General features: G+C 69.5%; 19 protein-coding genes. 11 read left to right on the forward strand and 8 right to left on the reverse strand.

The window, feature by feature from the left end; genetic code table 11:
• The first annotated feature begins 75 nt into the window (after window positions 1-75).
• On the forward strand, window positions 76-1,059 hold the full coding sequence (locus tag DYS74_RS08720; RefSeq protein WP_121532901.1) for an AraC family transcriptional regulator: 984 nt from the start codon (window positions 76-78) through the stop codon (window positions 1,057-1,059).
• Window positions 1,060-1,126: 67 nt separating this feature from the next.
• Here DYS74_RS08720 and DYS74_RS08725 read toward each other — a convergent pair whose 3' ends face one another.
• The 5 genes from DYS74_RS08725 to DYS74_RS08745 form a co-directional block, all read right to left on the reverse strand.
• The gene (locus DYS74_RS08725) at window positions 1,127-2,233 is read right to left on the reverse strand and encodes a TRAP transporter substrate-binding protein (RefSeq protein ID WP_121532902.1); all 1,107 of its coding nucleotides are present in this window, start codon (window positions 2,231-2,233) and stop codon (window positions 1,127-1,129) included.
• 251 nt (window positions 2,234-2,484) lie between these two features.
• Window positions 2,485-3,591, reverse strand: a complete 1,107-nt coding sequence (locus DYS74_RS08730; RefSeq protein WP_121532903.1) for a TRAP transporter substrate-binding protein — start codon at window positions 3,589-3,591, stop codon at window positions 2,485-2,487.
• 178 nt (window positions 3,592-3,769) lie between these two features.
• Window positions 3,770-4,597, reverse strand: coding sequence for an arginyltransferase (locus tag DYS74_RS08735; RefSeq protein WP_121532904.1), 828 nt, complete (start codon window positions 4,595-4,597; stop codon window positions 3,770-3,772).
• Window positions 4,598-4,775: 178 nt separating this feature from the next.
• Window positions 4,776-5,240, reverse strand: coding sequence for a DUF2852 domain-containing protein (locus DYS74_RS08740; RefSeq protein WP_121532905.1), 465 nt, complete (start codon window positions 5,238-5,240; stop codon window positions 4,776-4,778).
• A gap of 123 nt (window positions 5,241-5,363) precedes the next feature.
• Complete coding sequence (locus DYS74_RS08745; protein ID WP_121532906.1) at window positions 5,364-5,831, reverse strand: YbaK/EbsC family protein; 468 nt, start codon at window positions 5,829-5,831, stop codon at window positions 5,364-5,366.
• 96 nt (window positions 5,832-5,927) lie between these two features.
• Between DYS74_RS08745 and DYS74_RS08750 the strand changes: the two genes are divergently transcribed.
• Window positions 5,928-8,699 (forward strand): [protein-PII] uridylyltransferase family protein, encoded by a 2,772-nt coding sequence (locus DYS74_RS08750; protein ID WP_121532908.1) that lies wholly within the window; start codon window positions 5,928-5,930, stop codon window positions 8,697-8,699.
• A gap of 7 nt (window positions 8,700-8,706) precedes the next feature.
• Here DYS74_RS08750 and eda read toward each other — a convergent pair whose 3' ends face one another.
• Entirely contained in the window at window positions 8,707-9,348 is a 642-nt protein-coding gene (eda, locus tag DYS74_RS08755; protein ID WP_121532910.1) for a bifunctional 4-hydroxy-2-oxoglutarate aldolase/2-dehydro-3-deoxy-phosphogluconate aldolase, read from the reverse strand.
• 119 nt (window positions 9,349-9,467) lie between these two features.
• A complete protein-coding gene (gene edd, locus DYS74_RS08760; protein ID WP_121532912.1) occupies window positions 9,468-11,285 on the reverse strand; it encodes a phosphogluconate dehydratase in 1,818 nt (605 codons plus the stop codon).
• A 219-nt stretch (window positions 11,286-11,504) separates the two neighbouring features.
• On the opposite strand from edd, the gene DYS74_RS08765 reads away from it, so the two are divergent.
• The 7 genes from DYS74_RS08765 (at window position 11,505) to pgi (ending at window position 18,325) form a co-directional block, all read left to right on the forward strand.
• Entirely contained in the window at window positions 11,505-12,164 is a 660-nt protein-coding gene (locus DYS74_RS08765) for a DUF6778 family protein (RefSeq protein WP_121532914.1), read from the forward strand.
• A 71-nt stretch (window positions 12,165-12,235) separates the two neighbouring features.
• The gene (locus DYS74_RS08770) at window positions 12,236-13,444 is read left to right on the forward strand and encodes an RSP_2647 family RNA methyltransferase (RefSeq protein WP_121532916.1); all 1,209 of its coding nucleotides are present in this window, start codon (window positions 12,236-12,238) and stop codon (window positions 13,442-13,444) included.
• The gene (locus DYS74_RS08775) at window positions 13,444-13,986 is read left to right on the forward strand and encodes an RSP_2648 family PIN domain-containing protein (RefSeq protein WP_121532918.1); all 543 of its coding nucleotides are present in this window, start codon (window positions 13,444-13,446) and stop codon (window positions 13,984-13,986) included. The genes DYS74_RS08770 and DYS74_RS08775 overlap by 1 nt, the downstream gene beginning before the upstream one ends.
• A complete protein-coding gene (locus DYS74_RS08780) occupies window positions 13,986-14,486 on the forward strand; it encodes a DUF2478 domain-containing protein (RefSeq protein WP_121532920.1) in 501 nt (166 codons plus the stop codon). Before DYS74_RS08775 ends, DYS74_RS08780 begins: the two co-directional genes overlap by 1 nt.
• 97 nt (window positions 14,487-14,583) lie before the next feature.
• A complete protein-coding gene (gene zwf, locus DYS74_RS08785) occupies window positions 14,584-16,050 on the forward strand; it encodes a glucose-6-phosphate dehydrogenase (RefSeq protein ID WP_121532922.1) in 1,467 nt (488 codons plus the stop codon).
• Window positions 16,047-16,718: a 6-phosphogluconolactonase gene (pgl, locus tag DYS74_RS08790; RefSeq protein WP_121532924.1), complete on the forward strand. Its 672-nt coding sequence runs from the start codon at window positions 16,047-16,049 to the stop codon at window positions 16,716-16,718. The genes zwf and pgl overlap by 4 nt, the downstream gene beginning before the upstream one ends.
• Window positions 16,718-18,325, forward strand: coding sequence for a glucose-6-phosphate isomerase (gene pgi / locus DYS74_RS08795; protein WP_394342949.1), 1,608 nt, complete (start codon window positions 16,718-16,720; stop codon window positions 18,323-18,325). The genes pgl and pgi overlap by 1 nt, the downstream gene beginning before the upstream one ends.
• A 138-nt stretch (window positions 18,326-18,463) precedes the next feature.
• Here pgi and DYS74_RS08800 read toward each other — a convergent pair whose 3' ends face one another.
• Complete coding sequence (locus DYS74_RS08800; protein WP_121532928.1) at window positions 18,464-19,693, reverse strand: MFS transporter; 1,230 nt, start codon at window positions 19,691-19,693, stop codon at window positions 18,464-18,466.
• Window positions 19,694-19,759: 66 nt separating this feature from the next.
• On the opposite strand from DYS74_RS08800, the gene DYS74_RS08805 reads away from it, so the two are divergent.
• Together DYS74_RS08805 and DYS74_RS08810 are read left to right on the forward strand one after the other, a co-directional pair.
• A complete protein-coding gene (locus tag DYS74_RS08805; protein WP_121532930.1) occupies window positions 19,760-20,392 on the forward strand; it encodes a DNA-3-methyladenine glycosylase family protein in 633 nt (210 codons plus the stop codon).
• Window positions 20,389-21,051, forward strand: a complete 663-nt coding sequence (locus DYS74_RS08810) for an alpha/beta hydrolase (protein WP_121532932.1) — start codon at window positions 20,389-20,391, stop codon at window positions 21,049-21,051. The genes DYS74_RS08805 and DYS74_RS08810 overlap by 4 nt, the downstream gene beginning before the upstream one ends.
• The last annotated feature ends 74 nt before the right edge of the window (window positions 21,052-21,125 follow it).

Genomic DNA, 21,125 nt, shown 5'->3' on the forward strand with positions numbered 1-21,125 from the left:
GGGTTGCAGACAATGACATTGCAGATCACATTGCGTGATCGGAAATGCCATGGGCGACGGGGAGGGGAGGAGGCGATGGAACGGCGGATGATCGCGCCCGGCTTTGTCGAGGATGTGCTCGCCTGTCTGGCGGCGCAGGGGATCGAGGCGGCGCCGCTGCTGCGCAAGGTCGGGCTGCCCGCGGTGGTGGCAGATCCGATCACCGGGGCCGAGTTCGGGGCGCTCTGGCTCGCCATGGCCGAGGCGGCGCGCGACGAGTTCTTCGGCCTGGGCGCGCGGCCGATGCGGCCGGGCAGCTTCGCGCTGATGTGTCAGGCGGCGCTGCACACCGGCACGCTCGGCCATGCGCTGCGCCGGGCGCTGCGCTTCCTGAACGTGGTGCTCGACGAGCCGCAGGGGCGGCTGGTGGTGCAGGGCGCCGAGGCCGAGGTGGTGCTGTCCTCCGCCGCGCCGCGCAGCGCCTTCGCCTATCGCACCTATTGGCTGATCCTGCTCGGCCTTGCCTGCTGGCTGATCGGGCGGCGGATCCCGCTGCGGCAGGTGGAATTCGCCTGTCCGGCGCCGGCGCATCGGGTCGATTACCGGCTGTTCTTCGGCGCGCCGGTGCATTTCGACCGCAAGGCGAGCCGGCTGAGCTTTGATGCGGCCTATCTGGCGCTGCCGGTGATCCGCTCGGAGCGCGCGCTGAAGGTGTTCCTGCGCGGGGCGCCGGCAAACCTTCTGGTGCGCTATCGCCACGATGCGGGGCTGGCGGGGCGGCTGCGGGCCGAGCTGCGCGCCGCGCCGCCCGGGCAATGGCCGGGGGTCGAGGAGGTGGCGGCACGCTTCGGCCTGTCGCCCGCGACGCTGCGCCGGCACCTGAAGGCCGAGGGACAGGGCTTTGCCGCGATCCGCGACGAGGTGCGCGCCGTCGCGGCGCAGCGGCTGTTGCGCGACAGCGACCGTCCCATTGCCGCGATCGCGGCCGAGCTGGGCTATAGCGAGCCCGGCGCCTTCCACCGCGCCTTTCGCAAATGGACGGGGCTCAGCCCGGGCGGGTTTCGTGCCGCGGCGGGCTAGCGGGCACACTGCAAAAGGCCCCCGGGGCTGTCCCGGGGGCCTTTCCCTGGTCTGTCGGCGCTTGCGCTCAGAGCTTGCCGGCGCGCTGCTGGATCATCATGAAGGTGTCGTAGTTGTAGTCCGCCACCTGCGCCCAGAGGTAATGCTCGGCGCGGAAGTCCTTGATCGAGCCCCAGATCTTCTTGAACATCGGGTTCGAGGCTTCCATCTCGGCATAGACCTCGTTCGCCGCGTCGAAGCAGGCCGAGAGGATCTCCTGCGAGAACGGCCGCAGCTGCGCGCCATTCGCGATCAGCGATTTCAGCGCCTTCGGGTTCTTCCAGTCGTATTTCTGCAGCATGTCGGCGTCGGTCGCCCGGGCGGCCGTGTGCAGCAGCGACTGATAGACCTTCGGCAGGCCCTCGTAGGCGGCCTTGTTGAACATGAAGTGGACGGTCGGGCCACCTTCCCACCAGCCGGGATAGTAGTAATAGGGCGCGACCTTGTAGAAGCCGAGCTTCTCGTCGTCATAGGGGCCGACCCATTCGGTGCCGTCGATCGTGCCCTTCTCGAGCGCCGGATAGATGTCGCCACCGGCGATCTGCTGCGGCACCACGCCAAGGCGCTCCATCACCTTGCCGGCGAAGCCGCCGACGCGCATCTTGAGCCCCTTCATGTCGGCGACGGTGTTGATTTCCTTGCGGAACCAGCCGCCCATCTGGGCGCCGGTGTTGCCGCCGGGCAGCGCGTAGAGACCCTGCAGAGCCATGAACTCGTTGTAGAGATCGATGCCGCCGCCGTGATACTGCCAGGCGTTCATGCCGCGCGCGTTGAGCGCGAAGGGCACGTCCGCGGCCAGCGCCCAGGTCGGATCCTTGCCCCAGTAGTAATAGGCGACGGTGTGACAGGCCTCGACCGTGCCCGCGGCGGCGGCATCGGCTGCCTGCAGCCCGCCGACGATCTCGCCCGCGGCGAAGACCTGGAGCTGGAAATTGCCGTCGGTCGCTTCCGAGAGCATCTTCGACAGCACCTCGGCGCCGCCATAGATGGTGTCGAGCGATTTCGGGAAGGACGAGGTCAGCCGCCAGGTCACCTTCGGCATCGACTGCGCGAGAGCGGGGGCGGCAAGGGTGGCGGCCGCGCCGCCGATGGTGCCGCCAACCGCGGCCTTGGTCAGAAATGAACGACGATCCATGAAACTCCTCCCGGGTATCCGTTCCGCCCTTCGGTCCGTTTCCGGCTCCTCTCCAGAAGGGCTTGCGGTGGTCACTTTACTTGACCGCGGGAGGCTGTCCAGCCCGGCGATGCGCGCGCAGCGTGAAATCCGCAAGAAAGTTTCGCGTCCCCGGAACGAGACCGCCCCGGCGCGGCGAAGGCCGGCACCGGGGCGGTCGTTTTGTCGGGGCATCTGCCGCAAGTGCTGGCAGATGCTGTATTTCTCAGCGCTCAGAGCTTGCCGTTGCGCTGCTGGATCATCATGAAGGTGTCGTAATTGTATTCCGCCACCTGCGCCCAGAGGTAATGCTCGGCACGGAAGCCCTTGATCGAGCCCCAGATCTTCGCGAAGTCGGGGTTCGAGGCCTCGAGCTCGGCATAGGTCTCGTTGGCGGTGTTGAAGCAGGCCTCGAGGATCTCGGCCGAGAACGGGCGCAGCTGCGTGCCTTCCGCGATCAGCTTCTTCAGCGCCGTCGGGTTCAGGTAGTCATACTGCTGCAGCATGTTCGCATCGACGCTCTGCGCCATCGAGCGCAGCAGCGACTGATAGTTCTTCGGCAGCTCGTTCCACTTGTCGAGGTTGATCATGAAGTGGACGGTCGGGCCGCCTTCCCACCAGCCGGGGTAGTAGTAGTAGGGCGCGACCTTCACGAAGCCGAGCTTCTCGTCGTCATAGGGGCCGACGAATTCGGTGGCGTCGATGGTGCCCTTCTCGAGCGCGGCATAGATGTCGCCGCCGGCGATCTGCTGCGGCACGACGCCGAGCTTCGCCATGACCTGGCCGGCGAAGCCGCCGATCCGCATCTTGAGGCCCTTCATGTCCTCGAGCGTGTTGATTTCCTTGCGGAACCAGCCGCCCATCTGGACGCCGGTGTTGCCGCCCGGGAAGCCGATCAGGTTCTGCTTGGCGAGGAACTCGTTGTAGAGCTCGATGCCGCCGCCGAAATAGTGCCAGGCGTTCATGCCGCGCGCCGACAGGCCGAAGGGCACGGCCGAGCCAAGCGCCCAGGCCGGGTTCTTGCCCCAGTAGTAATAGCCCACCGTATGCGCCATCTCGACGGTGCCCGCCTGCACGGCGTCCGCCGCCTGCAGGCCGCCGACGAGCTCGCCCGCGGCAAAGGACTGGATCTCGAAATTGCCGTCGGTCGCCTCGGCGATGCGTTTGCCGAGCGCTTCGGTGTTGCCGTAGAGCGTGTCGAGCGATTTCGGGAAGGACGAGGTCATCCGCCAGGTGATCTTCGGGTTCGACTGCGCGATCGCGGGGGCGGCAAGGCCGGCCGCGGCGCCGCCGATGGTGCCGCCGATCGCGGCTTTGGTCAGGAAGGAACGGCGATCCATCTGGATCCTCATGTGCAAATTCGGTGTGTCAGCGCTGCGGGAGGGCAGGCAGGCCCCTGCGCGGCGGCGCGAACCTGTCAGGTTGACGTGGCCAAGTCCAGAGACCGGGAACAAGATTTTTCGCAAAACGCGCAATAAAATGTCAAATATACCCCCGTTGCGCGCAAGAGTCGCAGTATCAGCCGCGGCTGTCGGGCAGCTGGATACGCGCGACTTGCTCGGCAATCGGATCGACGGACAGGGGGTGGGTCTCGCCGCTGTGGTCCTCGGGTGCGCCGATATCCTGCCAGCGGCCGCCCTTGTAGATCTCGAGCGCGCCGAAATTCGCCTTGTAGCCCATCTTGCGCGAGCCCGGCACCCAGTAGCCGAGATAGACATAGGGCAGGCCGGCGCGCCGCGCGATGTCGACGTGATCGAGGATCAGGAAGGTGCCCAGGCTGTCCTCGCGCCGGTCCGGGTCGTAGAAGCTGTAGACCATGCTCAGCCCGTCATCGAGCACGTCGGTCAGGCACACGGCGGCGAGTGCGCGGGTCGAGCCGGGCGAGGCCGCGGTTTCGCGGTATTCGACGACGCGCGACTTCACCGGCGTCTCCTCGATCATCGCGGCGAATTCGAAGATGTCCATGTCGGCCATGCCGCCGTCGGCGTGGCGCGCGTCGAGATAGCGGCGGAAGAGGGCGAACTGCTCCTCGGTGGCCCAGGGGCTGGTGGCGGTGCGCTTGAGATGTGCGTTGCGTTTCAGCACCCGGCCCTGCGTGCGTGTCGGCTCGAAATCCGCCACCCGGATCCGGGCCGAGAGACAGGCCGTGCAATCGGCGCAGGACGGGCGGTAGAGCACGTTCTGCGAGCGCCGGAAGCCCTGGCGCGAGAGCGCGTTGTTCAGCTTCTCCGCGCCCTCGCCCTGCAGCGCGGTGAACAGCTTGCGCTCCGAGCGCCCGTCCAGATAGGGACAGGGCTGCGGCGCGGTCACGTAGAACTGCGGTGCAAGCGGAAGCGAATGGCGCATGTCGATGACTGTTGACGGGGTTGAGGTGGCGGGGCTGGGTGGCAGGTCCCTGGCAATCTGCAGGCAGGCTAGCAAGATCGACCCTCGCCGCCAAGCCTTTCATCGGCCTGCATGATATGCGAAGCCCCGCCTTTTTCAAGGCGGGGCGGCAAGAAGCGGCACTCTGCCCGCCCCGCGGTCAGCTGCGGGGCGCCTCGGGGGCATCGTCCGCGGTGCGGGCGGTTTCGGGCATCGCGGCGGCGGCGCGGGCGCGTTCGTCCATGTACTGGTCGAACTCGGCCTTGTCGCGGGCCTCGCGCAGGCGGGCAAGGAAGGCCTCGAAGTCATCCTGCTCGCGCTCCAGCCGGGCCAGCGTATCGGCCTTGTAGGCGTCGAAGGCGCGGTTGCCGGTCGGGCGGCTGGCGTGGAAATTCATGCGCGGCGCGCAGGCGGCAAAGCGCTCGGCGTTGCGCCGACAGCCGCGGCCGAAGCGGCCGGTGATCAGGATGAAGCCGAGAACCACCAGGCCGAGGGGGCCGGCGAAGATGAAGGAGCCGACCATGACCACGATCCACGAGATCGGGCCGCGCTCGTCAAGCCAGTTCAGCGTGCGCGCAATCCAGCCCGGACGGGCGGGAACGTCGGTGTAGGCGTAGGCGGACATGGGAACCTCCGGGTTGGGAATGTGAATGCCTTTCACATCCCGGGAGATGGGGAACCCCCTGCCGCCGATCAAGGGATGATGTAAAAGATTTTCACATCATCCCGTCGCCGCCAGTCCGCCCGGTCACTCGGTGAAGTCGGCGGGCTCGGCGCCGGTGATGCGCAACAGCTCGGCCGGTGCGATCGAGAAGATGTGGCGCGGCGTGCCGGCGGCGGCCCAGATCAGATCGAACTCGGCCAGACGCGGGTCCCAGAACAGCCGCACCGGCTTCAGATGACCGACGGGCGAGACGCCGCCGATGGCAAAGCCGGTCTCGGCGCGGATCAGCTCGGCATCGGCCTTGCCGAGCGGCTGACCGGCGACGGCGCTCGCCTTTTCGGCGCTGACCCGGTTGCCGCCGGCGGTCAGGAACAGCACGACATGGCCGCTTTCCTCGCCGCGGAAGATGATCGACTTCGCGATCTGGTCGACGGTGCAGCCCGCGGCCTCGGCCGCCTCGGCGGCGGTGCGGGCCTGACCCACCTCGCGGATCTCGGCCTTTGCCCCGGCCGCGGCCAGCGCCGCCTCGACCCGTTTCAGCGATTTGCTCATCTCGCCCTCCTTCGTTCGTGCCCCCGCGGGTCTAGCGCCCGGGGCCGCGACAGGGAAGGGCATTGACCGGCGCGGGCGCGGGGCTAGTGTGCCGCCATGAGCTTTGCATCCCGCCTGACCCGCTGCCCCATTCCCCATGACACCGACCGCGGCGCCGATCTGGCCGCGCGCTTTGCCGATCTCGCGCCCGAGCTGCGCGCGCTGATCTCCGGCACCGCGGGCTGTTCGCCCTATCTGGCCGGGCTGATGGAGCGCGAGGCCGACTGGCTTGCACCGGCGCTGGCGGGCGCGCCCGAGGACGCGCTTGCGGCCGAGCTGGCCCGCGTGGCGGCGGAGCCCGGCGAGGCGCTCGGCAGCGAGCTGCGCCGGGCGAAGCGGCGGCTGGCGCTGCTGACGGCGCTCGCCGATCTCGGTGGGGTCTGGCCGCTCGAGACGGTGACCGGGGCGCTGACGCAGCTGGCCGATGCCGCCGTCGATCTGGCGATGAAGCATTTCGTCGCCGAGGAGATCCGCCGCGGCAAGATCCCCGGCGCGGGGCCCGACGACATCGCCACCGCCGCCGGCATGGTGGCGCTCGCCATGGGCAAGATGGGGGCGGGGGAGCTGAACTATTCCTCCGACATCGACCTGATCTGCCTCTTCGACGAGACCCGCTATGCCCCCGACGACCGGATGGAGGCGCGCGCGGCGCTGGTGCGGGCGACGCGGAAGATGGCGGCGCTGCTGAGCGATCACACCGCCGAGGGCTATGTCTTCCGCACCGACCTGCGGCTGCGCCCCGATGCCTCGGTGACGCCGGTGTGCCTGTCGATGGGCGCGGCGGAGCTGTACTACGAGGCCGAGGGCCGGACCTGGGAGCGCGCGGCCTATATCAAGGCGCGGCCCTGCGCGGGTGACCTTGCGGCGGGCGCGCGGTTTCTCGAGACGCTCACCCCCTTCGTCTGGCGCAAGCACCTCGACTTCGCCGCGATCCAGGACGCCCATGACATGCGGCTGCGGATTCGCGATCACAAGGGGCTGAACGGGCCGCTGACGATCCCCGGCCACAACATGAAGCTGGGTCAGGGCGGCATCCGCGAGATCGAGTTCTTCACCCAGACCCGGCAGCTGATCGCCGGCGGGCGTGACCCCTCGCTGCGCGAGCGCACCACGGTGGGCGGTCTGGCGCGGCTGGCGGCCCAGGGCTGGGTGCCCGAGACCGTGGCGCAGGAGCTGACGCGGATCTACCGCGCGCATCGCGAGGTCGAGCATCGGGTGCAGATGGTGAACGACGCCCAGACCCATCTGCTGCCGACCTCGACCGAGGGGCTCGACCGCATCGCGCGGATGATGGGCGAGACCGACACCGCGGCCTGGGAGGCGGGGCTGCGGGCGCGACTCGAACGGGTCGAGACCCTGACCGGCGCCTTCTTCGCGCCCTCGGAAGGCGAGGTCCGGCCCGATCTCTCGCCCGCTTCCGAGGCGCTGGTCGAGGGCTGGCGCGGCTATCCGGCGCTGCGCTCGGACCGCGCGCAGGCGATCTTCCGCCGCATCGAGCCCGAGATCCTGAAGCGGATGACCCGCGCGGCGAACCCCGAGGAGGCGCTGCGCCAGTTCGACGGCTTCCTTGCGCGGCTGCCGGCCGGGGTGCAGCTGTTCTCGCTCTTTGAATCGAACCCGCAGCTGATCGACCTGATCGTCGACATCTGCGCCACCGCGCCGGGGCTTGCGGCCCATCTGTCGCGCAATGCGGGGGTGCTCGACGCGGTGATCGGCGGCTCGTTCTTCGCCCCCTGGCCGGGGGGCACGGCGCTGACCGCGGCGCTGGCGGAGGTGCTCGCGGCGGCGCCCGATTACGAGAAGGCACTCGATGCGGCGCGCCGCTGGGCGAAGGAATGGCGCTTCCGCGTCGGCGTGCATCATCTGCGCGGTCTGGTGGATGCGGCCGAGGCGGCGAAGCAGTACGCCGATGTCGCGGGCGCCGCGGTGGCGGCGCTCTGGCCCGTGGTGGTGGCCGAATTCGCGCGCAAGCACGGGCCGCAGCCCGGCCGCGGCGCGGTGGTTCTGGGCATGGGCTCGCTCGGCGCCGAGCGGCTGAACGCGGCCTCGGACCTCGATCTGATCGTGATCTACGACGCCGGCGGCGAGGATGCCTCGTCAGGCCCGAAACCCTTGCCGGCGCGCACCTATTTCGCCCGGCTGACGCAGGCTTTCATCACCGCGCTGACCGCGCCGACGCCCGAAGGGCGGCTTTACGAGGTCGACATGCGGCTGCGGCCCTCGGGCAAGCAGGGGCCGGTGGCGGTGTCGCTGCAAAGCTTCCAGACCTATCAGATGGAAGAGGCCTGGACCTGGGAGCATCTGGCGCTGACCCGCGCGCGGGCGCTTGTGGGCGCGCCGGATCTTGCCGACGAGATCGAGGCGGTGCGGCGCATCGTCCTGCGCACCAAGGGCAGCGAGGCGCGGGTGGTGCCCGATCTGGCCGAGATGCGGGCGCGGATCTTTGCCGCGAAGGCCCCCGATGGTGACTGGGAGGCGAAGATCGGCCCCGGCCGGCTGCAGGACATCGAGCTGCTTGCGCAAAGTTTCGCCCTGCGTGCGGGCGATCCGGCGCGCCGCGTCGAGGCGCAGCTGCGCGCGGGGCCGCGCGCCGGGCTGATCGACAAGGCCGATGCCGAGGCGCTGGCCTCGGCCTATCGCTTCCTGTGGCGGTTGCAGGCGGGGGGGCGGCTGCTCACCGACCGGCCGCTCGACATGGAGGCGATCGGCGAGGGCGGGCGGGCGTTCCTGCTGCGCGAGGCGGACGAGGCGGACCTCGACGCGCTGGCCGCACGGCTGGCCCGCACCACCGGCGCGGCCGCCGCGATCATCGAACGCGCGCTCGCCTGAGCGCGCCTCAGCGCGGCAGTGCCGCGGCCTCGCGCGCCAGCGCCTCGATCCCGGCCCAGTCCCCGGCCTGCACCTTGGCGTCGGGGGCGACCCAGCTGCCGCCGGCACAGGCGACGTTCTTCAGCGCAAGGTAGTCGGGCGCATTCGCCAGGCTGACGCCGCCGGTCGGGCAGAAGCGCACCTGCGGCAGCGGCCCGCCAAGCGCCTTGATCGCCGCCGCCCCGCCCGAGGTGCCGGCGGGGAAGAACTTGAGCATGTCATAGCCCCATTCCATCGCCCGCATGACCTCGGATGCGGTGACGGCGCCGGGCAGCAGCGGCAGCCCCTCGTCCTCGCAGGCCTTCACCAGCCGCTCGGTCAGCCCGGGCGACACGCCGAAGCGCGCGCCGGCGGCCTTGGCGGCCTTGACGTCGGCGGGGGTCAGCAGCGTGCCGGCCCCGACGACACCGCCCTCGACATCGGCCATCGCCCGGATCGCCTCGAGCGCGCAGGGCGTGCGCAGGGTGACCTCGAGCGCGGGCAGTCCACCCGCCACCAGCGCGCGGGCGAGGGGGGCGGCATCGGTCACCTGCTGCACCACGATCACCGGGATGATCGGGGCCAGCGCGCAGATCCTGCGCGCGGCGGCGGATTGTTCGGCGGGGGTCATCGGCGCTCTCCTTCGGTGGCCGCGCGCGGGCGGCGGGGGCGGGATGCCTCCGGCGGGAGTATTCGGGCCAGGAAAATCGGCATTTCCCTGGAGAAATACGCCCGCCGGAGGCAAGAAACTCAGACCACGACGGCGGCGCCCTCGGTGGCGGGGCCGACGTTGCGGCGGAAGGCGGCGAAAAGCTCGCGGCCGAGGCCATGAGCGTTCTTCGTCAGATCAGCGGTCACCGGCGTGCGCGCCTCGAACCCGGGCGTGAGGCAGGTGAGGGTGCCGGCCGCTGCATCGAGACGCAGGAGGTCGCCGTCGCGCAGTTTCGCCAGCGGGCCGCCGCAGGCCGCCTCGGGGCTGACGTGGATCGCCGCCGGCACCTTGCCCGAGGCGCCCGACATCCGCCCGTCGGTCACCAGCGCGACCTTGAGCCCGCGGCCCTGCAGCACCGAAAGCGTCGGGGTGAGCGAATGGAGTTCCGGCATGCCGTTCGCCTGCGGCCCCTGGAAGCGGACAACGACGATGGTGTCGGTGGTGAATTCGCCCGCCCGGAAGGCGGCCTTCACCTCTTCCTGATCGGCGAAGACGCGGGCCGGCGCCTCGATCACGTGATATTCGGGCGCGACGGCCGAGATCTTGATCACCCCGCGGCCGAGGTTGCCCGACAGCTGCTTGAGCCCGCCCTGCGGCTGGAACGGCGTTGCGGCGGGGCGCAGGATGCGGTCATTGAGGCTGTCGCTCGGCCCCTCGACCCAGTCGACACCGCCGTCGTGCAGCTTCGGCTCGCGGGTATAGGCGGCAAGCCCGTCGCCCGCCACGGTCTTCACGTCGGGGTGCAGCAGCCCCGCGCCCAGAAGCTCGCGGATCAGGAATTGCAGCCCGCCCGCAGCGTGGAAATGGTTCACGTCGGCCAGCCCGTTCGGATAGACCTTGGCCATCAGCGGCACCGCCGAGGAGATCTCGTCGAAATCCTCGAGGTCGAGCGCGATCCCTGCCGCGCGCGCCATCGCCGGCAGGTGCAGCACCAGGTTGGTCGAGCCGCCCGTCGCCATCAGCCCGACGATGCCGTTGACGAAGGCGCGCTCGTCGAGCACCTCGGCCACCGGGCGGAAGTCGTTGCCAAGCGCGGTGATCTCGGCGGCGCGGCGCGCGGCCTGGGTGGTGAGCGCGTCGCGCAGCGGCGTCTCGGGGTTGACGAAGCTCGCGCCCGGCAGGTGCAGGCCCATCACCTCCATCAGCATCTGGTTGGTGTTCGCGGTGCCGTAGAAGGTGCAGGTGCCCGGCCCGTGATAGGAGGCCATCTCGGCCGCCATCAGCGCCTCGCGCCCGACCTCGCCCGCGGCGAATTGCGCGCGGATCTTCGACTTTTCGTCATTGGGCAGGCCCGAGGTCATCGGCCCGGCGGGCACGAAGACGGCGGGGATATGGCCGAAGGTGGCGGCGGCGATGACGAGGCCCGGCACGATCTTGTCGCATACGCCAAGATAAAGGGCCGCATCGAAGCAGTTGTGGCTGAGCGCGACGCCCGCGGCAAGCGCGATCACGTCGCGCGAAAAGAGGCTCAGCTCCATCCCCGGTTGGCCCTGGGTGATGCCGTCGCACATCGCGGGCACACCGCCCGCGACCTGCGCCGTGGCGCCCACGGCGGCAAGGGCCGCGCGGATCTGGCCGGGATAGGTTTCATAGGGCTGATGCGCCGAGAGCATGTCATTATAGGCGGTGACGATGCCGATGTTCGGGGCGCGCCCTTCGGCCAGCTGCACCTTGTCCGGGCTGGCGGCATAGGCATGGGCCTGGTTGCCGCAGCTCAGGTGCGTGCGGGCCGGCCCCGCGGCGATCGCGGCGCGCACCCGTGCCATGTACTCGCCCCGCATCCCCTCCGATCGCGCGCGCACCCGGTCGGTCACTCGGGCGATGGTGGCGTTCAGCAGCGGGCTGGTCTGGGTCATGGTCTCTTCCGTTCGGATGGGCGAGTGCGGTGGGGGCGGCGGCGCCCTTGCTCTATACCGTTAGCGCTAACAAATCAACTCGTCTGGAATGTTTCAATTTTGGCGTCAGTTCTCGCGACCGCAAGCGGCATTCCTTCAAAATACACGACAATTTGCCTGTTCCTGCCACAATCCGCGGCGAGTTTCAGCAGCAAGAACAAAGCTGACGGAGTATCGGGCATGAAAACGCTGCGCTTTCCCGCTGTCCTTGCCGGTCTGACGCTGCTCGCCGCCTGTACGCAGGTGACGCCGGCGACGCGGGCCGCGACCGAGGTCACGGCGCTTGACGAGATCGTGGTGAGCGGCGCCCCCGCGGTGACGCAGCCGCGCTATGACGTGCGGGATGTGCGGGTCACGGTGCCGCGCACGCTGCATGTGTCCGAGGCAAACCTCTATTATCCGATCGCCGATCTCGTCTGGCGCGGCGATCCGCGCGGCGACCGTTACGCACAGGTCTCGGCGATCTTCACAGAGGCGGCGGACCGCGCCACGGCGCAGATGCACGAGGGCCGGCCGGTCAGTGTCGACATCGAGGTGCTGCGCTTCCATGCCCTGACCGAGAAGACCCGCTACAGCGTCGGCGGCAGCTATGGGGTGAAATTCTCGCTCACCGTGCGCGACGCGCAGACCGGTGCGCTGATCGACGGGCCGCGGGTGGTGAAGGCCGGACATCCGGCCTCGGGCGGGCAGAAGGCGATTGACGAGGAGGCGCGGGGGCTGACCGAGAAGGTGGTGGTCACCCAGTTCCTCGATGACCTGCTGCGCGCCGAACTGGCGAAGCCCGGCGTGCCCGCGCCCGCGGCCGAGGAGCGGATCTCGCTGCTCTCGCCGGGGCAGTGAGGCTTTCCTCGCGGGCCGCGGCGCGCTAGAGGGGGCGGCAACGCCCCTTTTTTTTCACGCGAGGCCTTCCGATGTCCGACACCGATCTTCCGCAGACGCGTCCCGTGGTGCGGCTGCGTCCCAAGGCCGAGGCGCGTGCGATCCGCCACGGCTTCCCTTGGGTCTATGCCGATGAGCTGGTCACCGACCGGCGCACGCAGGCGCTGACCCCCGGCACCATCGCCACGCTCGAGGATGCCGAGCGCCGGCCGCTCGCCACCGTCACCGTCAACCCGAACTCGAAGATCATCGGTCGGGTGCTCGACCGCAATGCCGAGGCGGTGATCGACCGTGCCTGGATCGCGGCGCGCATCGCCCGTGCGCTCGAGCTGCGCGCGCGGCTGTTCGATGCCCCCTTCTACCGCCTGGTCCATGCCGAGTCGGATGGGCTGCCCGGCGTCATCATCGACCGTTTCGGCGATGTCGCGGTGGTGCAGCCGAACGCCGCCTGGTCCGAGGCGATGATCGGGGACATCGCTGCGGCGCTGACCGAGGTCGCGGGGGTGACCGCCATCGTCAAGAACGGCTCGGGCCGCTCGCGCAGCCTCGAGGGGCTGAACGAGGAGACGGTGGTGCTGCAGGGCGCGATCGAGGGTCCGATCGAGGTGCCGATGAACGGCGCGATCTACATGGCCGACGTTCTGGGCGGGCAGAAGACCGGGCTGTTCTTCGATCAGCGCCCGAACCATGCCTTTGCCGCGCGACTGGCAAAGGGGGCGCGGGTGCTCGATGTCTTCTCGCATGTGGGCGGCTTTGCGCTGGCCTGTCTTGCGGGCGGGGCCGAGTCGGCGCTGTCGGTCGATGCCTCGGCCGCGGCGCTGGGGCTGGCCGCGCAGGGCGCCGAGGCGATGGGGCAGGGCGCGCGTTTCGCGACCCGTCAGGGCGACGCCTTCGCCACGCTCGAGGCGCTGGCCGCCGAGGGCGCGCAATTCGATCTGGTGATCTGCGACCCGCCGGCCTTCGCGCCGGCGAAACCCGCGCTGCAGGCCGGGTTGCGGGCCTATGAGCGGGTGGCGCGTCTGGCCGCGCCGCTCGTCGCGCCGGGCGGTTTCCTGGCGCTGTGCTCGTGCTCGCACGCGGCCGATCTCGAACAGTTCCGCGCCGCCTCGAGCCGCGGCATCGGTCGCGGCGGGCGCCGGCCGCAACTTCTGCACACCGGCTATGCCGGCCCCGATCACCCGATGCTGCCGCAGCTCGCCGAGTCGGGCTATCTGAAGGCACTGTTCTTCCGGCTCGACTGATGAAGATCCTGCTCGACGCCTGCGTGCTCTATCCGACCGTGCTGCGCGAGATCCTGATCGGCGTGGCGCGGCGCGGGCTCTACACGCCGTTGTGGTCGGCGCGCATTCTGGAGGAATGGGCGCGCGCCGCGGCCCGGCTGGGGCCGGCGGACGAGGTGATCGCGCGCGGCGAGGTGGCGGCGCTGCGCGCGGCCTTCCCGCGCGCCGAGGTGGCGCCGAAACCGGCGCTCGAGGCGCGGCTCGTGCTGCCCGATCCGAATGACGTGCATGTTCTGGCGGCCGCGATCGCGGGTTCGGCCGATGCCATCGTGACCTTCAACGCCGTCGATTTTCCGCGTGCGACGCTGGCCGCCGAGGGGATCGAGCGGCGCGACCCGGACGGCTTCCTCTGGGCGCTGTGGTCGGACAGCCCCGAACCCGTGGCCGAGGTGGTCGAGGCGGTGCGGGCCGAGGCCGAGCGGCTGTCGGGCGTGCCGCAGCCGTTGCGGCCGCTGCTCAAACGCGCCAAGCTGCCGCGGTTGGGCAAGGTGCTGGAGGCGTGATGCTGGGCTTCGTGACGATTGCCGAGAGGGGCGAGGCGGATCGGCTGCTCGCCGATTTCGCCGCGGATCTCGAGGCCGCGGGGCGCCCGGTCGTCGCCATGGTCCGCGCCGAGCTGCCGGCCGCGCGCGCCTGCGAGATGGCGCTGCGGCTTTACCCCTCGGGCGAGGTCGCGCCGATCTCGCAATCGCTGGGCGCGGGCGCCGATGCCTGCACGCTCGATGCCGGCGCGCTTGAGGCGGCAGTGATGACCACCACCGCGGCGCTTGCGGCGGCCGCGCCCGGTGCGCCGCTGATCCTGAACAAGTTCGGCAAGCAGGAAAGCGAAGGCCACGGCAGCCGCGCGCTGATCGCCGCCGCGCTCGAGGCCGGGCATCCGGTGCTGATTTCGGTGCCGCCGGCGACGCGCACGGCCTTCCTCGACTTCGCCGGCGATCTGGCGACCGAGCTTGCGCCCGATCCGCGTGCGCTTGGCGACTTTCTGGCGCAGGTCGGCACCTGACCTTTCAAACCGCTTTGAACTCGGCTGCGGCAGGACTAGACTGTTGCGCAAAGCGTCGCTAGAACGCTGACAGTTAGCGCTAACATCGGAGAGGTTCATGGTTTCGCGCGTCATCCCGGTGGACCCGTTCGACGTGGTGGTCTTTGGTGCCACCGGCGATCTGTCCACCCGCAAGATCCTGCCCGCACTCTACCGGCGCTTCTTCGCCGGGCAGATCCCGCCCGAGGCGCGGATCATCGGCGCTGCCCGCACCGATCTCGATGCCGAGGGGTTCCGCGCCCTGACCCGGACCGCGATCGCCGAACATGTGGGGGCGGCGAAACGTGACCCCGAGCAGATCGAGGCCTTCCTGCGCTGCGTCGACTATGTCCCGGTCGATGCCAACGGCACCAGCGGCTGGCAGGAGCTGAAGGCGCTGATCCGGCCGGGCGTGGTGAACGCCTTCTACTTCTCGGTGGCGCCGTCGCTGTTCGGCGATCTGGCCGAGCGGCTGCACGGCCATGGCATCACCACCGACGACTCGCGCATCGTGGTCGAAAAGCCCTTCGGTCGCGATCTGGCCTCGGCGCAGGCGCTGAACGCCACGCTGGCCGCGCATTTCGACGAGCATCAGATCTACCGCATCGACCATTACCTCGGGAAGGAGACGGTGCAGAACCTGATGGCGGTGCGCTTTGCCAACATCCTGTTCGAGCCGCTGTGGAACAGCCAATATGTCGACCACGTGCAGATCACCGTGGCCGAGACCGTGGGCGTGGGCGGGCGTGGCGGCTATTACGACCGCTCGGGCGCGATGCGCGACATGGTGCAGAACCACATGATGCAGCTCCTGTGCCTGATCGCGATGGAGCCGCCCTATCACTTCGACCCGGACGCGGTGCGCGACGAGAAGCTGAAGGTGATCCGCGCGCTGCAGCCCGCGGCGCAATCCGACATCGTGCGCGGCCAATACCTGCCGGTGAAGGGCGACCCGGCGCGGCGCGGCTATGTCGAGGATGTCGAGAACCCCGACAGCCGTTCGGAAAGCTACATCGCGCTGAAGGTGCAGGTGGCGAACTGGCGCTGGCAGGGCACGCCCTTCTATCTGCGCACCGGCAAGCGGTTGCGCGCGCGCACCTCGGAAATCGCCATCACCTTCAAGCAGCCGCCGCATTCGATCTTCGACGAGGCCGACGACAGCTGGCGCGAGAATGTGCTGGTGATCCGGCTGCAGCCGAACGAGGGGATGAACCTCAAGGTGATGATCAAGGAGCCGGGGCCGGGCGGCATGCGCCTGGTGCAGGTGCCGCTCGACATGTCCTTCGCCGAGGCTCTGGGCGAGGAGGGGGCCGATATCCCCGACGCCTATGAACGCCTCATCATGGATGTGATCCGCGGCAACCAGACGCTGTTCATGCGCGGCGACGAGGTCGAGGCGGCCTGGGCCTGGACCGACCCGATCATTGCCGGCTGGGAGGCGCGGGGCGACCGGCCGCAGCCCTATGATTCGGGCTCCTCCGGCCCCGAGGACGCGCTGATGCTGATGCACCGCGACGGCCGGCGCTGGCGCGAGATCCGCGAATGAACCTCGTTACCTACCCCGACCGCGAGATGCTCATGGTGGCGCTGGCCGACACCATCACCTCGCAGCTGCGCGAGGCGCTTTCGCGCGAGGGGCGGGCGGTGCTGTGCGTGCCGGGCGGCACCACGCCGGGGCCGGTCTTCGACATCCTCTCGGGGGTGGCGCTCGACTGGGAAAACGTCTCGGTGCTGCTCAACGACGAACGCTGGGTGGCCGAGGACAACCCGCGCTCGAACACCCGGCTTGTGCGCGAGCGGCTCTTGCGCGACCGCGCGGCCGCGGCGCGGCTGGTGCCGCTTTACGCCCCCGCGCCCCGCCCCGAGGACCGGCTTGACGCGCTTGCCGCGGGCGTCGCCGCGGTGCTGCCGATCACCGTGCTTCTGCTCGGCATGGGGGCGGACATGCACACCGCCTCGCTTTTCCCCGGCGCCGACCGGCTCTCCGAGGCGCTTTCGCCCGAGGCGCCGGTGCTGATGGCGCTGCGCGCCGAGACGGCGGGCGAGCCGCGCATCACCCTCACCGCTCCGGCCTTGCGCACGGCGATGCACTGCCACATTCTCATCACCGGCGACGAAAAGCGAGCCGCCCTCGACCGTGCGGCGCATCTGTCCGAGGTCGAGGCCCCGGTCCGCATCGTTCTGAACACCGCCACCATCCATTGGGCCCCATGATGAACCGCTTTGACGACCTGCTCTCCCACGCTGCCGCGACGAAAGACCGGCAGATCCGGGAATTGTTCGAAAATGACAATCGCGCCGCCGAGTTCAGTGCGGAATTCGGCGAATTCCTGTTCGATTATTCCAAGACCTCCATCGACGAAACCGCGCGCGACCTGCTGGTTGCGCTGGCCGAACGCTGCGGCGTTGCGGAGAAACGGGCCGCGATGTTCTCCGGCGCGAAGATCAACGAGACGGAGAATCGCGCCGTCCTGCACACCGCCTGGCGCAACATGGCGGCCGAGGTCTCGGTCGACGGGCGCGACGTGATGCCCGAGGTGCGCGCCACGCTCGGCCGGATGCAGACCTTCGCCGAGGAGGTGCGTGCGGGCCGCTTCACCGGGCAGGGGGGCGCGATCACCGATGTCGTCAATATCGGCATCGGCGGCTCCGACCTCGGCCCGGCGATGGCCACGCTGGCGCTGTCGTCCTTCGCCGACGGGCCGCGCTGCCATTTCGTCTCGAACGTCGATGGCGCGCATATCCATGACACGCTGAAGGGGCTGAACCCGGAAACGACGCTCGTCATCGTCGCGTCAAAAACCTTCACCACGATCGAGACGATGACCAACGCCGAAACCGCGCGCAAATGGATGGCGGCAAAGGTCGCCAACCCCGCCGCGCAATTCGCCGCGATCTCCTCGGCCGTCGACAAGACCGCCGCCTTCGGCATCGATCCGTCCCGCGTCTTCGGCTTCGAGGATTGGGTCGGCGGGCGCTATTCGGTCTGGTCGCCGATCGGGCTGAGCCTGATGCTCGCCGTCGGCCCGGGCTATTTCGCCGAGTTCCACGCCGGCGCCGCCGCGATGGATCGCCATTTCCGCGAGGCACCCTTCGCCGAGAATCTGCCGGTGCTGCTCGCCCTCGTGGGCATCTGGCACAATCAGGTTCTGGGCCATGCCACCCGCGCTGTGCTGCCCTATGAACAGCGCCTTGCCCGGCTGCCCGCCTATCTCCAGCAGCTCGAGATGGAGAGCAACGGCAAGCGCGTCAGCATGGATGGCGCGGACCTGCCCTATAATTCGGGCCCGGTGGTCTGGGGCGAGCCGGGCACCAACGGCCAGCACGCCTTCTATCAGCTGATCCATCAGGGCACACGGGTGATCCCCTGCGAGTTCCTGGTGGCCGCGACCGGGCGCGAGCCCGATCTCGAGCATCAGCACCTGCTGCTCGTCGCGAATTGCCTCGCGCAATCGGAGGCGCTGTTGCGCGGCCGCTCGCTGGCCGAGGCGACCGAGATCCTGCGCAAGAAGGGGCTGACCGGCGCCGAGCTCGAGCGTCAGGCACGCCACCGCGTCTTCCCGGGCAACCGGCCCTCGACGACGCTGCTGTTCAACAAGCTGACGCCCTTCACGCTGGGCGGCATCATCGCGCTTTATGAACACCGGGTCTTCGTCGAGGGGGTGATCCTCGGCATCAACAGCTTCGATCAATGGGGCGTCGAGCTTGGCAAGGAGCTTGCGCTCGCCCTCGCCCCGGTGCTCGACGGCCGCTCGGACGGCGCCGGCAAGGACGGCTCGACCCGCGCGCTTGCCGCCCGCATCCGCGCTCTGCGCGGCTGACCCTACAGGGCGGGGCGCGCCCTCCGCGCCTCGCCAATCCTCCGGCGCGATCGGGCCCGGGGCCAAAGTCCCCTCAGGTCTTCCAATCGCAGCAATATCCCGGGGGGCAGGCCGAGGGGGGGCAGCGCCCCCCCTTTCTTACCGCGTTTCCTTCGGTCGCAGCACCAGCCAGATCAGCGCCGCACCGGCCAGCGTCAGGAAGGGCAGCATGGCCAGGTTCACCGCCTGCCAGCCCGCCTGCGGATCGCCCGCCGAGGCGCAGTTCATCAGGCTGCCCGAGCTGAGCGAGGCGAGGAACACGCCGCCGAAGACGACGAAATCGTTCATCCCCTGCACATGGCCGCGCTCGTCGGCGGTATGCGCCGAGGCGAGCATCGCGGTCGAGCCGATGAAGCCGAAGTTCCAGCCGAGCCCCAGCAGCATCAGTGCCAGGAAGAACTTCTCGATCTCGACCCCGCTCATCGCCACCGCGCCCGAGGCGGCCAGGATCACCAAGCCGATGCCGACGATCATCTCCTTGCCGAAGCGCGCGATCAGATGGCCGGTGAAGAACGAGGGGATATACATCGCCCAAATATGGGCAGAGACAATAAATGCCTTTTGTTCTCCGAAGCCGCAACCAACAACGGCGAGCGGGGTCGAGGTCATGACCAGGTTCATCAGCGCATAGCTGACCATGCCGCAGATCATCGCCACTGCGATCACCGGGTCCTTCAGGAGCTCGCGCCGGCTGCGGCCCGGATGGGCGACGCCCTTCGCCCGCCGGCCGGGGGCCGGGATGTCGAGAAAGGCGAAGAGGACCGGCCCCAGCAGGTTGATGACGATGATCGCGAGATAGGTTGCCATGAACGGCACCACCATCGCCTGCTCGGTATACTGTGCCAAGAATGGGCCGATGATCGCCGCGGCGAGCCCGCCGGCCATCACGTAGGAGATCGCCTTCGGCTGGAACTCGGGGCTGGCGCCATCGGTCGCGGCAAAGCGATAGAAGCCCTGCGCCGACATGTAGACGCCGGTGAGCGCCGATCCCGCCATGAAGAGCGCGAAGGAGCCGATGTAGAGCGCATAGGCCGCGATCGCCGCGCCGATCCCGCCCGCCACCGTCGACAGGATGAAGCCCGCGCGCCGCCCCTTCGCCGCCATGAATTCCGACATCGGCTGCGCCGAGAGCACCGAGCCGAGCACGATCATCGACAGCGGCAGCGTCGAGAAACACGGGTTCGGCGCCAGCGACTGGCCGGCAAGCCCGCCCACGGTGAAGATCATCGACATCTGCGCGCCAAGGAAAGCCTGGGCGAGCACGAGGACGGCGACATTGCGCTTTTCGCGCGCGTCGGGGCCGGCGGGGGAGGAGGCGAGATCGGTCATGGCGAAAGGCCTAGCCTTCCGCGCGGGGGCTGGCAAGCGTCGCGACAATCGGGCAGGGTGGGCGCCATGGTTGGACGGATCATCACCACCGAGGACGACGTGGCCGAGGGCGCGGCCTGGCTTGCGGCGCGCGAGCCGGCCTTTGCGCGCGCGCTCGAGACCACCGGCCCCTGGCCGCTGCGCCGCCGTGCCGACGGGTTCGAGGCGCTGCGCGATGCGATCATCGGCCAGCAGGTCTCGGTTGCGGCGGCGAACGCGATCCGGGCCAAGGTGCTGGCGGCGGGGTTCGGGGGCGAGGCGGCGCTGGTCTCGGCCTCGGAGGACGCTCTGCGCGGCTGCGGCCTGTCGCGGCAGAAGGTGCGCTATCTGCAGGCGCTGGCGGGCTCGGGCATCGACTTCGATGCGCTGCGGATGCTTCCGGACGAGGAGGTGATCGCGACGTTGCTGCCGCTTCCCGGCATCGGGCGCTGGACCGTCGAGATGTATCTGATCTTTGCGCTTGGCCGGGCCGATGTCTTTGCCGTCGACGATCTGGCGCTGGCCGAGGCGGCGCGGCTGCTCTTCGGTCTGCCCGAGCGGCCGAAGCGGCGCGCCTTCAATGACCTTGCTGCCGCCTGGTCGCCCTGGCGGGCGGTTGCGGCGCGCGGGCTCTGGGCCTGGTATGCCGCGATGAAACAACGAGAAGGAGTGGCGCCATGACGCGCGAGCTGAAATCGGGGCGCGTCGCGCCGCAATCGGGCGAGGTGAAATCGCTCGTCGTCTTCCTGCACGGCTATGGCGCCGACGGGGCGGATCTGCTTGGCCTCGCCGAGCCGCTCGCGCCGCATCTGCCGGACACGCTCTTCGTTGCCCCCGACGCGCCCGAGCCCTGCGCCGGCAATCCCTTCGGTCGGCAGTGGTTCCCGATCCCGCGGCTCGACGGCTCGACCATGGAGCAGGCGGCCGAGGGGGCGGCGCGCGCGGCCGAGGATCTGAACGCCTTTCTCGACGGTCTGCTGGCGGCCGAGGGGCTGAGCCCGTCGCAGCTGGCGCTGGTGGGCTTTTCGCAGGGCACGATGATGTCGCTCGAGGTCGCGCCGCGGCGGGCCGAGCCGGTCGCCTGCGTCGTCGCCTTCTCGGGGCGGCTGCTGCGGCCCGAGGCGCTGGCGGCCGAGGCGGTGTCGAGACCGCCGGTGCTGTTGCTGCATGGCGACGCCGATCCGATGGTGCCCTTCGAGGAGATGAGCGTGGCGGGCGACGCGCTGGTGGCGGCCGGGTTCGAGACCTATGGGCATGTGATGAAGGGCACGGGCCATGGCATTTCGCCCGACGGGCTGAGCGTGGCGCTGGCCTTCCTCAAGCAGTATCTGCCCGGCTGATCCGCGCCTTGCCCGGAAAACGGGCAGCTGTCATATCCCTGTCGCGCTGCCATGCCATCCATGCTGCATGGCGG

Source organism: Paenirhodobacter hankyongi, assembly GCF_003664585.1.
GTDB classification, from domain to species: domain Bacteria; phylum Pseudomonadota; class Alphaproteobacteria; order Rhodobacterales; family Rhodobacteraceae; genus Rhodobacter; species Rhodobacter hankyongi.

What these genes read in the sequence shown, in the direction of transcription:
- DYS74_RS08720 (WP_121532901.1), top strand. Translation starts at nt 76, where the DNA reads ATGGAACGGCGGATGATCGCGCCCGGCTTTGTCGAGGATGTGCTCGCC.
- DYS74_RS08725 (WP_121532902.1), bottom strand. Translation starts at nt 2,233, where the DNA reads ATGGATCGTCGTTCATTTCTGACCAAGGCCGCGGTTGGCGGCACCATC.
- DYS74_RS08730 (WP_121532903.1), bottom strand. Translation starts at nt 3,591, where the DNA reads ATGGATCGCCGTTCCTTCCTGACCAAAGCCGCGATCGGCGGCACCATC.
- DYS74_RS08735 (WP_121532904.1), bottom strand. Translation starts at nt 4,597, where the DNA reads ATGCGCCATTCGCTTCCGCTTGCACCGCAGTTCTACGTGACCGCGCCG.
- DYS74_RS08740 (WP_121532905.1), bottom strand. Translation starts at nt 5,240, where the DNA reads ATGTCCGCCTACGCCTACACCGACGTTCCCGCCCGTCCGGGCTGGATT.
- DYS74_RS08745 (WP_121532906.1), bottom strand. Translation starts at nt 5,831, where the DNA reads ATGAGCAAATCGCTGAAACGGGTCGAGGCGGCGCTGGCCGCGGCCGGG.
- DYS74_RS08750 (WP_121532908.1), top strand. Translation starts at nt 5,928, where the DNA reads ATGAGCTTTGCATCCCGCCTGACCCGCTGCCCCATTCCCCATGACACC.
- eda (WP_121532910.1), bottom strand. Translation starts at nt 9,348, where the DNA reads ATGACCCCCGCCGAACAATCCGCCGCCGCGCGCAGGATCTGCGCGCTG.
- edd (WP_121532912.1), bottom strand. Translation starts at nt 11,285, where the DNA reads ATGACCCAGACCAGCCCGCTGCTGAACGCCACCATCGCCCGAGTGACC.
- DYS74_RS08765 (WP_121532914.1), top strand. Translation starts at nt 11,505, where the DNA reads ATGAAAACGCTGCGCTTTCCCGCTGTCCTTGCCGGTCTGACGCTGCTC.
- DYS74_RS08770 (WP_121532916.1), top strand. Translation starts at nt 12,236, where the DNA reads ATGTCCGACACCGATCTTCCGCAGACGCGTCCCGTGGTGCGGCTGCGT.
- DYS74_RS08775 (WP_121532918.1), top strand. Translation starts at nt 13,444, where the DNA reads ATGAAGATCCTGCTCGACGCCTGCGTGCTCTATCCGACCGTGCTGCGC.
- DYS74_RS08780 (WP_121532920.1), top strand. Translation starts at nt 13,986, where the DNA reads ATGCTGGGCTTCGTGACGATTGCCGAGAGGGGCGAGGCGGATCGGCTG.
- zwf (WP_121532922.1), top strand. Translation starts at nt 14,584, where the DNA reads ATGGTTTCGCGCGTCATCCCGGTGGACCCGTTCGACGTGGTGGTCTTT.
- pgl (WP_121532924.1), top strand. Translation starts at nt 16,047, where the DNA reads ATGAACCTCGTTACCTACCCCGACCGCGAGATGCTCATGGTGGCGCTG.
- pgi (WP_394342949.1), top strand. Translation starts at nt 16,718, where the DNA reads ATGAACCGCTTTGACGACCTGCTCTCCCACGCTGCCGCGACGAAAGAC.
- DYS74_RS08800 (WP_121532928.1), bottom strand. Translation starts at nt 19,693, where the DNA reads ATGACCGATCTCGCCTCCTCCCCCGCCGGCCCCGACGCGCGCGAAAAG.
- DYS74_RS08805 (WP_121532930.1), top strand. Translation starts at nt 19,760, where the DNA reads ATGGTTGGACGGATCATCACCACCGAGGACGACGTGGCCGAGGGCGCG.
- DYS74_RS08810 (WP_121532932.1), top strand. Translation starts at nt 20,389, where the DNA reads ATGACGCGCGAGCTGAAATCGGGGCGCGTCGCGCCGCAATCGGGCGAG.